This window comes from Calothrix anomala FACHB-343, assembly GCF_014696435.1.
GTDB classification, from domain to species: domain Bacteria; phylum Cyanobacteriota; class Cyanobacteriia; order Cyanobacteriales; family Nostocaceae; genus Aulosira; species Aulosira anomala_A.
In genome coordinates this window covers 1-16282 of record NZ_JACJQG010000090.1, presented here as the reverse complement: position 1 = coordinate 16282, position 16282 = coordinate 1, and the positions used below count along the sequence as shown (strand labels likewise).

Below are 16282 nucleotides of genomic sequence, written 5' to 3'. Positions count from 1 at the left end.
CCGATGCCCCATTCCCCATGCCCAAAAACTCCATCCCCTTGTGGGTGGAGTTTTTCATTTATTTTTATCCGGTGAATAAATCTAAAATTGCTTCACATCTGCGATCGCTCTGATAAAATCTGAGTTTTCTCCTGAAGTTTCTGTATTCTCAACATCTACCAGACATCTATCATCTATGGCAGTATAATTTTTTTGTATATTTTTTACTGCAATACTTGGTTAAATATACTTAAGCACAGTTTTTGAAATTAGTAAAATAAAAACTTTTATCTTAACAGCTTTTTCCCCGAAATCACCCGATTTGCCTTTTTTAGCAGACTATAATATAAAACCTCATATTTTCTCCAGAATTACTACTTACAATATAAGTTAAAAAAATATCATTTGCTGGTTGTCGCTAATTGCCGCTTTTTGGTAGCTTTTCTAGCTTCTGCTCAATTATTGTACGCAGAATCTGAGAATTCATAGCCAATCTCTAATTCCAAATTTAAAGGGAAAAATTCCCTGGGATTAGAGGGTGGTGAGATTGACTAACCAAAAGCCCGATCTAGACAGGCTTGATGCACAAATTTTCTTTGTCGGGGAGTGACAAAAAGGATTACAACATGATGACTATTGGCTCTAACCCAATTTCTTATAGGTCTTTAAAATACATTTTTAGCCTGAAATCGCTGACATTTGGCTTTTTTTTCCTAGCTGTCACGGGCAATTATGAAAATGCTATAGCTCAAACTGCAAATCCTCAAACCTTACCACCAGGAAGGGTAGAAGAAGTACCAGTAACGCCATTACCCTCAGAGGTACTACCGTCACCACCAGAAGACAATCAATTACTACCGCTACCAACAATACCAGATCAATCAAATCCCGCAGAGAATGGGGCTAATGTTAAATTTCGTGTCGATCGCATTGAAGTTGTTGGGAGTACAGTTTTCAAACCAGAAGAGTTTGCGGTGATTACCAAACCTTATCTGGGTAAGGAACTGACATTTGCAGAGTTATTACAAATCAAAGATGCAATTACCAAGCTTTACACAGATAAGGGTTATGTCACCACAGGAGCGTTGATTACACCGCAAACTGTAGAAGATGGAACCATCAAAATTCAGGTAATTGAAGGTAGTCTGCAAGAAATTAAAATTGTTGGTAACCGACGATTAAATAGTCAATATATTCGCTCGCGCATTCAACTGGGTGCAGGAACGCCGTTGAATGTACCCCGCTTACTAGAAAAGCTGCAACTCCTCCGCCTCGATCCGCGCATTCAAAATTTATCAGCAGAGTTGCAGATGGGTGTGCGTCCGGGAAGTAATATTTTACAGGTGGAAATCCAAGAAGCTGATACCTTTAGACTAACAACCAGTATAGATAATGGGCGATCGCCTAGCGTGGGTAGTTTTCGTCGGGGTGTGGATCTGCAAGAAGCGAATTTACTCGGTTTAGGCGATACTCTGAGTATCGGCTACGCCAATACCGATGGCAGTAATACAATTAATTTCAATTACACACTACCAATTAATGCGCACAATGGTACTCTCTCCTTTGGGTTTAACAAAGGTTGGAACCGTGTCATAGAAGAACCATTCAGCGTTCTTGATATTCAATCAGATACGACTTCTTACGAATTTAGCTATCGTCAACCGTTACTGCAAAAACCAACCCAAGAATTAGCAGTAGGTTTCTCGTTTTCGCGCCAGGAAAGCCAAACTGAGTTAGGTATTGATAATATCGGCCCGTTTCGCCTCTCACCAGGCGCAGATGAGCAAGGAAGAACCAATATTTCCGCCCTGCGCTTTTTTCAAGATTATACTCAGCGTAGTACCAGCCAAGTTTTTGCACTGCGATCGCAATTTAGTTTAGGTGTAGATTGGTTCGGAGCCAATGTTAATCAAGATGAACCAGATAGCCGCTTTTTCTCTTGGCGCGGACAAGCTCAGTGGGTGCGACAGTTAGCGCCAGATACCCTATTTTTAACTAGAGGCGATATCCAACTATCCGCAAATTCCCTTGTACCCTTAGAACAATTTGGTCTAGGTGGACAGCTAAGTGTGCGCGGCTACCGCCAGGATACATTACTTACAGATAATGGTATGTTGTTCTCCGCAGAATTGCGGTTACCGATTCTCCGCGCTCCTAAGTTGGGCGGAGTCCTCCAACTAACACCCTTTATTGATGTGGGTACAGGCTGGAATGTTAAGGGCGACAATCCATCACCAAGTACTTTAGTGGGTACTGGGTTAGGGTTACTGTGGAAACAAGGCGATACTTTCTCAGCCAGGTTTGATTGGGGTATTCCCCTTACTTCTGTGGAGGGTGAAAAACGCAGTTTGCAAGAAAATGGGCTGTATTTTTCAGTGCAGTATTCGCCGTTTTAATCGCACAATACTGTAGCCTAAATTCCTATGTTTAGAAACCCTGTAAAGACCTAAGAAATATTAGATTTGTTGCTTTATTTGCAAACACGATCTATCTATGGTTGTTCAGGGTTAACTGTGACAAATAACAATCGCTCTTGACGATGTCATAAATTCTACTTGTATTAACCTGTGCTGCGGTTGCTAAATAATATAATTAGGTATTCAATTACAGAGTCTTTAAACTCAAGGATAGTGCTATGTCCTACAGCGAGTTTAGTTTAGCTAAAGCCAAACAAACTTTTGGTTTAACTACAGTAGAGCAACGCGATATTTTTGCTTCTGCTGCGGAATTAGCTGCCAGTAATTTACTTACGGAAACTCTAAATTACAACCTAGCGATTGCTTTAGCTAGTAATAGTAAAAAAGCCCGCTCTGAATTAATTATTGCACCAATTTTAGTTGACTTGCGCCGACAGCTAAAAGAGCAAATTAGTTTATTTTCTGGTATCGATTTTAACGTTGATGATAGCAAAGGATTAAATGGTATTTGTGATTTTATTATTACCAAATCTCCAGAAATTCTGATTCTCACAGCACCAGTGATTACAGTTGTTGAAGCAAAAAAAGAGAATATTAATGCAGGTTTGGGTCAATGTGCAGCAGAAATGGTAGCAGCCCAAATATTTAATCAGCAAAGCTCCAAAGAAATTAAGACAATTTATGGTGCAGTTACAACTGGTAGTATTTGGCAATTTTTGAAACTAGAAGAACAGATATTAACGATTGATTTGAGTGAATATTATCTCAAAGATGTCAATAAAATTCTTGGTATTTTAGCTAGTGGTATTTTCCTGGCAACATAACTAAGCTGCTAAGTATTGAATTTGCACATTGAGAGCTTAGAAAGTAATCTTTCATGAAAAAAAGTAATTAACTTAATTTATTTATTAAAAACAGGAATAAATGGAAGAATTTATAAAACTCAGTAATCAAGTAGCAATTGCAGCCGCAAATAATATCGATACTACACCAGAATTATTAACAGAATTGGCGAGACATAAAGATATACAAGTTCGTCAAGCTGTAGCTAGCAATCCTAATACTCCTATAGATGTGTTATTTCAACTAGCAGAAGAATTTCCCATAGAGTTTATTAAAAATCCAATTTTACCTTTATTACATTTAGAAAATCCTGCTTTTTACAAAACAATTCCCCATGAAGTTATCCTAAATATTTTAGCCTCTGAAGATGCTCCTGAAGAATGGTTAATTGAGTTTGCTACTTCTGGATATTATGATTATTTATTGCTAATTGTGCAAAATCCTCAAGTCAGCAAAAAAGTACTGCAATTAGTGACGGAAAATCAATATTGTAATGATTTTATTCGAGAATTGATAGAAATGCATGTCAATATTGCCGGAGAAATGCCTTCAGGGTGGCAAGAATATGCAGATAATAAATTACAAAATATTCATGATATTATTGCATCAGGATTATACAATACTGCTCCATTGGGATGTGATTCTTATAACAGTGGTAAAGGAGAATATTATCAATTTACTTTTTGGCTGTTAGGAATTGAGCCTAAGTTGCAACTTGCTCAAGCTTCAGAATATATTCAGGAAACTATCGCTAGATTTAGCGATACTCCCCCAGAATATTTACGAGAATTGTTAACTTTAAAAATTAAAATTCCCACGCTGATTGAAGTTGCTAAAAATAAAAATACACCTGTTGAATGTTTAATTGAACTTGTTAATCATAATTCTAGGATGGTCAGGGAAACAGCGATGAAAAATCCTAGTTTACCAAGGTCAATAGTTAATAGTTTTTTTCAAGAACGATTTTTAGCAACTCATCCGCATACAGAGGTAGAAAAGTTACGGGAACTATGTACGAGTAAATGGTCATTTATTCGCGTCAGAGTTGCAAAGCATCCAAATCTAGAGTTAAGCGATCTAGAAAAATTAGCGCGATCGCCTGAATGGAGAATCAGGGTATCTGTTGCTAGTCATCCTTGTGCAGATATACATATACTTAAACATTTTACTCAAGATAAAAGCATTCTCGTGCGTCGAGCAGTAGCGTTAAATAGCCAAACACCTCCAGACATTCTTGAGATATTATCGCGCGATCGCCATGTCCATGTCCGTGCTGATGTGGCTAAAAATCCCCATACTCCATCAGAAATTGTACGACTTCTTTACCAAGAGCAAGATAGGTGTATACTGCAAAATATCGCCTTAAATCCAGCTACTTCCCCAGAATTACGCGCGCAATTAGAATTACAGTATATTTACAGCAAATCTAATTATATTTATCTGTGGAGCAGGCTGTTTAACGGCGAATACGACTATCAAGGAATTGAAATAAAAGAACTACCTAGTCAAGAACAATATGACATAGCCGCAAGTGCAATGACACCAATTCCTCAATTATTGGAATTGATTAAGATTGTACCCACCGATATTTATTGGGAAGTAGTACATAATATTTGGCAACAAGTAGTTTGTAATCCTGATTTATCGCCAGATTTACTACTACAAATTTTAAATATTCGTAGTGTAGATATATATGCAGCAGTAGCTTCTCATCCACATATAACTAATGAAATTTGCCACAAAATAGCTAACATACAATTCAGAGATTTAAGTGGCTATAGACTGCGATGGCTAATGCTGCAAAATCCCCATATATCATTAGATTTTATAGAAAATTCATTATATGATATAACTTCAGATGTTCGCCAAGCTGCATTAATTAAATATAAAGATAAATTCGCTAATAGTGAGCATCAAAATATTTTTTTAATTGCATATAATGCAGCAGTCTGCTCGCAGACTCCTATCGAAAAATTAATTGAACTAGCCAAGCATAAATCTGTATTGATTCGCGAAGCTGTTGCCCAAAACGCTCGCTTTATGGAAGCATATAATTATTCTGAAAAGGCTAGAAATTGTCTAGAAAAGCTAGCAAAAGATAAAAATAAAGCTGTGAGACTAGCAGTTGCTAACAACATTAATACTCCAATTCCTATACTAGAAATTCTAGCGAAAAATTATCAATATACACCCGGTATCTATACTCGTTATCAACGTCACCATAACCTTAAAGAACATAAAGTTTTTGTAATAGCAGTCAAAAAACTAATACAAATTGCTCCGGAAATCGCTAGCAAATATCTAGTTCAGTATATAGAACCAAATGGTCGCACAATCGATTCAATACCATTTCGGTTGGCTATTATCCAAAATTTTAAATTACCTAAGGAATATTTTTTCCAAAAATTAAAAACATTAAATTTATTTACTTGGTATGAACGTTATCTCATCATCCAAAATCCGCAAACATCAACAGAAATTCTGCAAATTTTGGCGAAAGATGGAAATCGAGTTGTACGCGCTGCAGCAAAAGCAAGATTAAATGAAAAACTATAAAACTATAACTATTGCTGCAAGCTTCAAACTCTTTAATTTTTATCTAATATTTATTACTTAGCTCTTCATGGTGGGAACTCTAATACTGTTGCCCATAGTAAAGGATTATTGCCATGAGAGCGATTTGCAAAGCCACAAACCAGAAAATTAAGGCTTATTTGCTGATATCTGTTGGTTTATATGCTTTAGGTTGTGGCTTACCAGTCTTTGCTCAGGTGACATCTGATGGAACTACCAACACCTTAATCGATACCAACGGTAATAATTTTGATATTCTCAATGGCAGCCAAAAAGGTAATAATTTATTTCACAGTTTCAGTAATTTCTCTGTCCCTACAGGTGGATCGGCAAAATTTGATCTAGTGAATACACCCAATATTACAACTATATTTAGTCGGGTTACTGGTGGAAATGCTTCTCATATTGATGGGTTAATTCAAACTCTTAATAGTAATCATCCTGTAAGTTTATTTTTAATTAATCCCAAAGGCATTGTATTTGGACAAAATGCCAAATTGGATATTAGTGGATCGTTTATAGCAACGACAGCAAATAGTATTAGGTTTGCTGATGGGGTAGAATTTAATGCTGTGAATGCTTCCGCACCACCTTTGCTAACGATGAGCGTACCTGTAGGGTTGCAGATGGGACAAAATCCAGGGGCAATCGCTGCTCAAGGTACAGGATATAGCTTAAATATTGCTAATATACTATCTCCCATTATTCGTACTTCCAGTCTGACACAACTGAGAGTACAACCAGGAAAAACACTGGCGTTGGTAGGTGGTAATCTTAATCTCAATGGAGCAACCCTAAATGCTGAAACTGGTAACATTGAGTTGGGTAGTGTAGGTAGCTCAGAATTTGTTGACCTGATTTCAACCACTCAAGGGTATACATTAGGATATGGAAACGTAAACAGCTTTAGAGATATTCAAATTGCCCAAAAATCCTTACTAGATGTCAGTGGAGTCAATGCTGGTTCTGTGCAGATACAAGGTAAGCAGATTCAATTTACCGATGGCTCGCTGTTACTGGCGCAAAATCATGGTAATTTGCCTGGGGGGAATTTATCTGTTCAAGCAACTGAAAGTATCAATCTGATTGGTGCAGTGAGTGGCGTTCGTAGTGAAACCTGGAGCCAGGGAACTGGTAGCAATATCAGTGTGATTACACCCAAACTCAATCTCTACGATGGAGGAATATTAAGTAGTAATACTTATGGATTGTCTAATAGTGGAAATATTCAGGTTAATGCCAAAAATGTAGAGATATCAGGCTTATCGCCCAACAATGCCACTGGTAGTTTTATTAACACCAGTACCTTTGGCGCTGGAAATGCAGGTAATATTTTTATCAAGGGCGATAGTTTACTTGTATCCTATGGTGGCGGAGTGTCTTCCGTATCGCGGGGTGTTGGTTCTAGTGGTGAAATTGTGGTTCGTAACCAAGATACCACTGTGCAGAGTAGTAATAGCTCTCCCTTCGGTACAAGAATTGCCTCAGTTACTTTTAATGTTGGCAATGCTAAAACTTTAACTATAGATACCGCTAGGTTAAAAGTGATAGATGGTGCCTCAGTTGGCACAAGTTCATATTTTATCGGTCATGCTGGGGATGTGAGGATCAATGCTACGGAATTTGTGGAAGTTAATGGTTACAATCCCTTAACACCGAGTGCTATTAACTCCTCTGCTCTGATTCTCAACTCAGTATTGCAGAAGTTATTTGGACTATCACAATATAAACTGACTGCTGATGCTGGTACGATTGACCTGACAACACCAAACCTGATCTTGGAAAACCAAGGAACTGTGACTGTTACCAATCAAGGTACTGGTAATGCTGGTATTCTGAAAATTCATGCTAATAGTATTGAATTAAAAAATCAAGCTTTAATCGAGGCCAGGACAGAATCCGGTAATGGTGGCAATATTGATTTACAGGTGGGTAAATTTTTGGGGTTGCGCGATCGCAGTCAAATTACCTCCACCGCAGGCGGTAATGGTCACGGAGGCAATATTAGCATTAATTCACCGATCCTGTTTGGCTGGGAAAATAGCGATATCGTTGCCAATGCTTTTCAAGGACAAGGTGGCAATATTAACATTAATACTCAAGGTATTTTCGGTTTAGAATTTCGTCCTCATATCACTGTTGAAAATGATATTACTGCAAGTTCAGAATTTGGCATTAACGGTATAGTTAACGTTAATAATATTGGTGTCGATCCCAATTCTGCCTTAGTTGAATTACCAGCAAATATCACTGATCCATCGCAACAAATTGCTAGTGGTTGTGCTGCAAATACTGGTAGTAGTTTTATCGCCACGGGAAGGGGTGGTGTACCGCAAAATCCGACGCAGGAATTGACAAGCGATCGCACTTGGTCAGACATCCGTGATATCTCTGCATTCCAGCACAATGGCGCAATTACGGCACAAATTCCCCAATCAACAGAGGTTATTGTCCAAGCTACATCTTGGCATCGTAACGCTCAAGGTAAAATTGAGTTAGTTGCACGTCAATCTTCTATTGAAGAAAAACAACCATTAACCTGTGCGGCGATTCCCTGAAGCAAACTATAACAGATTGTATCCTGGATGAGGCAAGTTAGAAACTATGCTATTTTGGGAACTCTAATTAAAGTTAGAGTCAAAGATAATTTTAGGCATGAGAGCGATCGCTTGTGTATCTACACTGATAATGGGGTTATTACCTGGTGCAATTTGCAAAAGTGCGATCGCTCAGGTACAATCTGACGCTACCACCAACACCATTGTCACCCCTTCAGGCAATCATTTTACAATTACTGACGGCACTGCCAAAGGTAATAATTTATTTCATAGTTTCAGTAATTTCTCAGTCCCTACAGATGGTTCAGCAACTTTTGATTTAGTCAATACGCCAAATATTACTAATATCTTCAGTCGGGTTACAGGTGGGAGTATTTCTACGATTGATGGATTAATTCAAACTCTTAACAATCATCATCCAGTCAGTTTGTTTTTAATCAATCCCAATGGAATTGTATTTGGTCAAAATGCCAGTTTGAATATTAGCGGCTCATTTGTCGGGACTACTGCTAATAGCATCAAATTTGCTGATGGAGTTGAATTTAGTGCTATAAATTCTGCTGCTAAACCATTATTAACCATGACTGTACCTATTGGTTTGCAGATGGGACAGAATCCCGCATCGATACAAGTCCAAGGTACAGGACATAACCTAGATACTCTCAGTAGTTTTTCGCCTGTAATTCGCAATCCTAGCTCCACAAAATTACAAGTACAGTCAGGAAAAACCTTAGCATTGGTGGGTGGAAATATCAGTTTGGATGGTGCGACGCTGAGTGCCCAAACAAGTCAAATAGAATTAGGAAGTTTGGGAGGTGCAGGATTAGTTAGTTTAGTACCGATTACTCAGGGTTATAAATTGGAGTACGAGCAGGGACAAAGTTTTGCAGATATTAAACTGGCGCAAAAGTCACTATTAGATGTGAGTGGGTTTAACTCCGGTTCAGTTCAACTCCAGGGAAGAAATATAGGCTTTACTGATGGTTCGTTGATTTTATCCCAGAATTACGGCGTTCTTCCCGGTGGAAATATTAACTTACAAGCATCAGCAGCGATCGCAATTATTGGTACCACACCCGATGCTAAAGTTCGTAGTTGGATTCGTGGAGAAGCTTTGGGAACGGGAGACAGTGCAAATATCAGTATTATTACTCCCCGTTTGACAATCAAAGAAGGTTCAGGAATAGCTACTGTAACTTTTGGCACTGCTAAGGGTGGTAACATCCAGATTCAAGCAGCAGATATAGAGGTATCCGGTTTTTCACCCCTCAATCCCACTGGAGCGACAGCTATTAGTACTAGCGCCCATGCAACAGGAGCGGCTGGAGATATCATGGTTAATGGGAATAATTTATTAGTCTCTGGGGGAGCTACATTATTATCGGCGACATTTGGTAGTGGCTCCACTGGTCAGGTAATGATTCGCAATCAAAATACCACCGTTATGGGTGAAAATCCTTTTGGACTGTCTAGCAATATTGGTATCACCACATTTTCCGATGGAAATGCCAGAGATTTGAGATTAGATACTGGGAAATTGCAGATATTAAATGGTGGAATAATTGGTTCATCTGCATTATTTGTCGGTAATGGTGGGAATGTCCAAATCAATGCTAGTGACGCGATCGCCATTAGTGGTCGTGGTAGCAGTAATAATAGTAATATTGGCTCTTCTGTTGTGCGTTTCAGTCCGCAAATACGTGAAATCTTTGGTTTACCAGATATACTGACAGCAAATGCAGGTAATGTGACTATTACTACACCCAAACTCACACTCACAGATGGGGGAACAGTAACAGTTACTAGTCAAGGTACTGGAAATGCAGGAAATCTGCAAATTATTAGCGATCAGATCCAATTGAAAAATCAAGCTTTAATTCAAGCACAAACAGAATCAGGTAATGGTGGCGATATCAGCTTACAAGTCAGAGATTTGCTGTTAATTCGCGATCGCAGTCAAATTACCTCCACGGCACAAGGTAATGGTAACGGGGGAAATATTACTATTAACTCACCGATTATTTTCGGGTGGAAAAACAGCGATATCATTGCCAATGCTGTTCAAGGCCAAGGTGGTAATATTAACATTAATACTCAGGGTATTTTCGGTTTAGAATATCGTTCGCAACTAACACCAGAAAATGATATTAGCGCCAGTTCGCAATTTGGGGTGAATGGTACAGTTAACGTTCATAATATTGGTGTCGATCCCAATTCTGCCTTAGTCGAACTACCAGCAAATGTCACCGATCCATCGCAACAAATAGCCGCAGGATGTGCGGATACTAGTGGTAGTAGTTTTGTCGCTATCGGAAGGGGTGGTGTACCGCAAAATCCAACCCAAGAAGTGAGGAGCGATCGCACTTGGTCTGATATGCGCGACATCTCTGCATATAGAAAAACGGCTGAGGTAATGACTCAAACACCTCCATTCCCAGCAGTTCTCATCCAAGCTAATTCCTGGCATCGTAACACCCAAGGCAAAATTGAGCTAGTAGCAGCTAAATCTTCTACTCAAATGCAACAACCATTAACCTGTGCGGCGATTCCCAAGAGTTAATTTGTGTTTGAATTAATTGCAGATAAATATTGTCTCATTTTCAAACAAGTATTAACCCGTATTAATACTATTTAAAGCGTAATTAAAAGCTAAATAAATTCTTGGATATTGTTTACTGTTAGGATTTCTCCGATTTCGGGAAATCTAAATTGTGTCATATCCAAGGAGTATTTAAGACATGAGGGCAATTAAGTTAGGACTTACGCACCGAACACAAAAACCCTCACAAGGGTGGTCAAAAGTCAAAAGTCAATGGTCAAAATTCAGGTTTTTGGACTATGGACTATTGACCATTGACAAAAAGCATGAAAAATATCTGACACTGCGTAAGTCCTATAAGTTTCTCGCAGCATTCACCACAGGATTATTGACTGCGGGGATGGTATTACCTGCAATGTCTCAGATTTCATCTGATGCCAGCACTAACACAATTGTTAACTCTAATGGTAATGATTTTCAGATTATTAACGGAATTGAAAAAGGGAATAACTTATTTCATAGCTTTAATAATTTCTCAATACCTACGGGTGGTTCGGCAACTTTTGATTTAGTGAATACACCAAATATTACAAACATATTTAGTCGAGTTACAGGTAATACTATTTCTAGTATTGATGGGTTAATTAGCACAATTCATGGCAATAACCCAGTTAGTTTATTTTTAATTAATCCCAATGGGATTTTATTTGGGGCAAATGCCAGATTAAATATTAGCGGCTCATTTATAGGGACAACGGCGAATAGTATTAAGTTTGCAGATGGTACAGAATTTAGTGCTGTGAATTTAACTGAGAAGCCATTATTAACGATGAATGTACCAATAGGCTTACAGTTTGGTCAAAACTCAGGAAAAATTGCCTTACAAGGAACTGGACATCATCTCACCTCTCAAAATCCACTGATTACACCCTATGTTCCTACAGTCTTAGAGGGTAATTTGGCTGTGAAATCGGGACAGACATTAGCACTTTTGGGTTCTTCTATTGACCTGAATGGTGGGATTTTACTCGCTCCAGAGGGACGAGTTGAACTGGGTGGCGTAGCTGAAGGTGAAGTTAAACTCAATAGAGCCAATCAAGGATTTAACCTAGATTATCAAAACATCTCTACATTTGGTGATATTAATCTTACAGAGCGATCGCTTGTGAATGTCAATGGCATTAATGCGGGTTCTATTCAAGTACAAGGTCGCATTGTTAGCCTCACAGATGGCTCTGTATTATGGGTGCAAAACCGAGGAGTCCAAAAAGCTGGAGATATCGATGTTTTCGCCTCTGATAGTCTGAAATTGTCTGGTGCGACTACTAACTTGAAAATCCGTACCAGTATGATCAACGAGACTGTCAACACTGGTATGAGTGGTAATATTAGCGTTATTACACCAAATTTAAGCGTTAACAACGGTGCGATAGTTGCTAACCGTAATTATAAATCTGCCGATAGTGGTTATATCAACATCACAACCTCTAATTTAAATGTCAATGGTTACATTTCTACCGACCCTTCAGCCTACGCGGTAATCGGAACACTCACATCCTCTACAGGAAAAGCTGGTGATGTGAATGTCACAACACAAAATTTATCTGTGTTCGACGGTGCTTATCTCGGTTCTACAACCTTTGGACTGGGTACGAGTGGTGCAGTTACAATTGATGCCGATAGCGTGAGTGTCATTGGCGCAACTCCCATAAGTATTGCTAGCGTCATTGCTAATACGACTATTGGTCATGGTGGTAATGCTGGGAAACTGAGACTAAATACTCGCACACTTACAATCCAGGACAGTGGTAGTGTAACAACTGCGAGTCTTGGGGTAGGTAATGCCGGTGATTTGACTGTTAATGCGACGGAATCGATTAATTTAAGTGGTCGATCGCCAAGTATTACCTATGGTAGTAATATTTCTTCAACTGTTAGCTTTTTGAGCGCTGATTACTATACCAAATTATTAAATTTGAGCGAAATTCCTAGAGGTTCTTCGGGACAGGTGACTGTCAATACTCCTATCCTCAAAATTAGCGATGAAGCCAGAATTAATACTGGTAACTATGGGATTGGGAATGCAGGCGCACTGAACATCAATGCGGAAATGTTGGAGTTAAATCAGGGATATTTAGCGAGTTTTACAGCTTCAGGACAAGGCGGTGATATGAATATCCACACAAACGCGCTCATTCTTCGAGATCAGAGTTTCATTATCGGAACTGCTTTAGGTTCAGGAGATGGCGGCAATATTATGATTAATTCGCCAGTTATTGTTGGATTTAACAACAGTGACATTATGGCTAACGCGGTCACAGGTCGCGGTGGTAACATTCAAATCACAACTCAAGGTATCTTTGGACTAAAGTTTCGCCCCCAACTGACTCCAGAAAATGACATTACAGCCAGTTCTCAATTTGGTGTTAATGGTACAGTACAAATCAATCATGTTGGTGTTGACCCCAATTCTGGTTTAGTAGAACTACCTGCAAATATTACTGATCCGTCTCAGCAAATTGCTACAGGATGTGCAGATACAAGTGGTAGTAGTTTTGTCGCCACGGGAAGGGGTGGAATACCACAAAATCCAATTCAGGAAGTGGGAAGCGATCGCACTTGGTCAGATATCCGTGACATCTCTGCATACCGCAAAACAGGCGAAGTTACAGCCCAAATACCCGAATCTCCAAAAATTCTTGTCCAGGCTACAGGTTGGCGACGTAATACACAAGGAAAAATTGAGTTAATTGCAGATAAATCTCCTACTGAGGCGCAACAAATATTAACCTGTGCTGCTGTTCCTAAAAGTTAATGATGTTATAAATAATGCCCTGGATGGGAACTCTAACTTTAAATCAGTAAAGGAAGTCTTTGGTGATGAGAGTCGTACCTTTTCTATTTATATTAATAAGTGGGTTATTCACTCCAGGAATGATGCAAGGGGTGATTGCTCAGGTAACATCCGATGGTACAACTAACACCATTGTCAATCCAAGTGGTAATAATTTTAATATTCTTAACGGGATAAATAAAGGTAATAATTTATTTCACAGCTTCAGTAATTTCTCTGTGCCTACAGATGGTTCAGCGACTTTTGATTTAACCAATACGCCAAATATTACAACGATATTTAGCCGAGTCACAGGTAGCAATGTATCTAATATTGATGGGTTGATTCGCACGCTGAATAGCAATAACCCAGTCAGTTTATTTTTGATGAATCCCAACGGGATTGTATTCGGGCCAAATGCCAGCCTGAATATTGGGGGTTCGTTTGTGGGGACGACGGCGAATAGTATTAAGTTTGCTGATGGAATAGAGTTTAGTACGACTAATCCCAGTACGCCGCCTTTGTTGACAATGAGTGTGCCGATTGGGTTGCAAATGGGGCAAAATTCCAGAGAGATTACCGTGCAAGGAAATGGACATCGCCTGATCAGCGGATCTTTTACTCCCGCAAATCGCAGCCAGAATCCCAGTGGGTTAGAAGTCGGGGCTGGTAATACACTGGCACTTCTAGGCTCTAGAGTTAACTTCACTGGTGGCATTGCAGGGGTTAATGGTGGCGGGCATTTGGAAATAGGCAGTGTCAGCGATGGGCAAATCAGACTCAATCCCACAGAGCAAGGCTGGGTCGGGGATTACTCAGGGGTGCGACAATTCAACGATATCCATCTCGCCCAGCAATCTCTGTTAGATGCTTCTGGTAGCAGCGGCTCGATCCAATTACTTGGACGCAATATCAACTTCACCGAGGGTTCGGTAGCCTTGATCCAAAACCTTGGTAGACAAGCGTCTGTTGAGATTACAGTCAATGCCACCGGGACTCTTAACCTGACGGGGAATACACCTGAGGGAAGACAGGGCAGCCTCATCCAAATCGACAACTTAGGAACGAGTCAGACTGGCGATATTACTATCTCCGCCGCCCAGCTATCCCTCCAAAATGGTGGACAAATCAATAATCGGACGTTTGCTCCAGCACCTGGTGGCAATATCACAGTCAATGTTGCAGGCTCAACCAATATCGATGGCTTTGCCCCTGGCGAGCCAGGCAATGGGTCTGTGATCGAAACAAGCACAGTTAGCTCCGCCAACGCCGGAAATGTTACGCTCTCAACCGGCAACCTAAAGATTGTCAATGGTGGCACTCTTCTCTCCACATCCGTAGGCTCTGGACAGGCTGGAACGTTAAGAGTTAATGCACAAGACTTAATAGAAATCGCTGGTAACAACTCCATTATATTCTTACCGAGTGCCATAGCTTCATCGACTATCAACTCTGGAAATGCCCAGAACACGTTTATCAACACGTCTAGATTAGTGATTCGAGACGGTGGCTTGCTAGGGTCTGGCACCCTTGCTACGGGTTCAGCCAGTAACGTGACGATTAATGCTTCAAAGTCCGTAGATATCCAGGGTAGAGATGCCGAATCAATTCTATCTAGCAGCATTGTTTCAAGCGCCCAGATTGTCGATCCAGCCTTTCAAGCTGCCTATGGAATTCCTGCCATTCCCACAGGAAACGCTGGTTCCCTAACCATTAACACACCATTCTTACGCATCACCGATGGGGCATATATCAGCGTCAAAAATGATGGGCCTGGTAGAGCAGGAGATTTGCTCCTTAACGCCAACTCTATTTTTGTTGACAACCAAGGCAGCATCACCGCCTCAACCGCCTCTGGAAACGGGGGTAATGTCAAATTAAACTTACAAGATTATCTGCTGATGCGTCACGGTAGCCTGATTTCCGCCACTGCTGCGGGCAACGGCAATGGTGGCAACCTGTTGATTAACGCACCAGTAATTGTTGGGTTAGAAAACAGTGACATCATCGCCAATGCTGTCCAAGGTCGTGGCGGTAACATTAATATCACCACTCAAGGCATTATTGGTCTAGCTTTTCACAATACCCTCACCCCCAGAACCGACCTCACCAATGACATCACTGCCAGTTCCCAATTCAATGTCAATGGTATAGTGCAAATTAACAACATCGGCGTTGACCCCAGTTCCGGTTTAGTCGAATTGCCCGTAGAATTGACAGACCCATCACAGCAAATTGCTACAGGTTGCGCGGACACTCAAGGCAGCAGTTTTGTGGCAATTGGAAGGGGTGGTATTCCACAAAATCCAGCACAGGAAGTGGGGAGCGATCGCACTTGGGCTGATATTCGCGATATCTCTGCATATAGAAAAACGGCTGAGGTAATTACTCAAATACCTACATCACCAGCAGTTCTTATCCAAGCTAATTCCTGGCATCGTAACGCCCAAGGTAAAATTGAGCTAGTAGCAGCTAAATCTCCCATTCCCGGACAACAACCATTAACCTGTGCGGCGATTCCCAAGAGTTAATTTGTGTT

General features: G+C 40.1%; 7 protein-coding genes. All 7 read left to right on the top strand.

Annotation, left to right across the window (positions count from 1 at the left end; translation table 11 throughout):
• Positions 1 to 605 precede the first annotated feature (605 nt).
• A complete protein-coding gene (locus tag H6G08_RS33075; RefSeq protein WP_242046375.1) occupies positions 606 to 2375 on the top strand; it encodes a ShlB/FhaC/HecB family hemolysin secretion/activation protein in 1770 nt (589 codons plus the stop codon).
• Between the two features lie 239 nt (positions 2376 to 2614).
• Positions 2615 to 3220: a hypothetical protein gene (locus H6G08_RS33070; RefSeq protein ID WP_190550955.1), complete on the top strand. Its 606-nt coding sequence runs from the start codon at positions 2615 to 2617 to the stop codon at positions 3218 to 3220.
• Between the two features lie 100 nt (positions 3221 to 3320).
• Positions 3321 to 5795 (top strand): hypothetical protein, encoded by a 2475-nt coding sequence (locus H6G08_RS33065; protein WP_190550953.1) that lies wholly within the window; start codon positions 3321 to 3323, stop codon positions 5793 to 5795.
• A gap of 113 nt (positions 5796 to 5908) precedes the next feature.
• Positions 5909 to 8371, top strand: coding sequence for a two-partner secretion domain-containing protein (locus H6G08_RS33060; protein ID WP_190550951.1), 2463 nt, complete (start codon positions 5909 to 5911; stop codon positions 8369 to 8371).
• A 97-nt stretch (positions 8372 to 8468) separates the two neighbouring features.
• Positions 8469 to 10931, top strand: a complete 2463-nt coding sequence (locus H6G08_RS33055) for a two-partner secretion domain-containing protein (protein ID WP_190550949.1) — start codon at positions 8469 to 8471, stop codon at positions 10929 to 10931.
• Positions 10932 to 11310: 379 nt separating this feature from the next.
• Positions 11311 to 13725 (top strand): two-partner secretion domain-containing protein, encoded by a 2415-nt coding sequence (locus H6G08_RS33050; protein WP_190550983.1) that lies wholly within the window; start codon positions 11311 to 11313, stop codon positions 13723 to 13725.
• Positions 13726 to 13790: 65 nt separating this feature from the next.
• The gene (locus H6G08_RS33045; protein ID WP_190550947.1) at positions 13791 to 16274 is read left to right on the top strand and encodes a two-partner secretion domain-containing protein; all 2484 of its coding nucleotides are present in this window, start codon (positions 13791 to 13793) and stop codon (positions 16272 to 16274) included.
• The last annotated feature ends 8 nt before the right edge of the window (positions 16275 to 16282 follow it).

What these genes read in the sequence shown, in the direction of transcription:
- H6G08_RS33075 (WP_242046375.1), top strand. Translation starts at nt 606, where the DNA reads ATGATGACTATTGGCTCTAACCCAATTTCTTATAGGTCTTTAAAATAC.
- H6G08_RS33070 (WP_190550955.1), top strand. Translation starts at nt 2,615, where the DNA reads ATGTCCTACAGCGAGTTTAGTTTAGCTAAAGCCAAACAAACTTTTGGT.
- H6G08_RS33065 (WP_190550953.1), top strand. Translation starts at nt 3,321, where the DNA reads ATGGAAGAATTTATAAAACTCAGTAATCAAGTAGCAATTGCAGCCGCA.
- H6G08_RS33060 (WP_190550951.1), top strand. Translation starts at nt 5,909, where the DNA reads ATGAGAGCGATTTGCAAAGCCACAAACCAGAAAATTAAGGCTTATTTG.
- H6G08_RS33055 (WP_190550949.1), top strand. Translation starts at nt 8,469, where the DNA reads ATGAGAGCGATCGCTTGTGTATCTACACTGATAATGGGGTTATTACCT.
- H6G08_RS33050 (WP_190550983.1), top strand. Translation starts at nt 11,311, where the DNA reads ATGGTATTACCTGCAATGTCTCAGATTTCATCTGATGCCAGCACTAAC.
- H6G08_RS33045 (WP_190550947.1), top strand. Translation starts at nt 13,791, where the DNA reads ATGAGAGTCGTACCTTTTCTATTTATATTAATAAGTGGGTTATTCACT.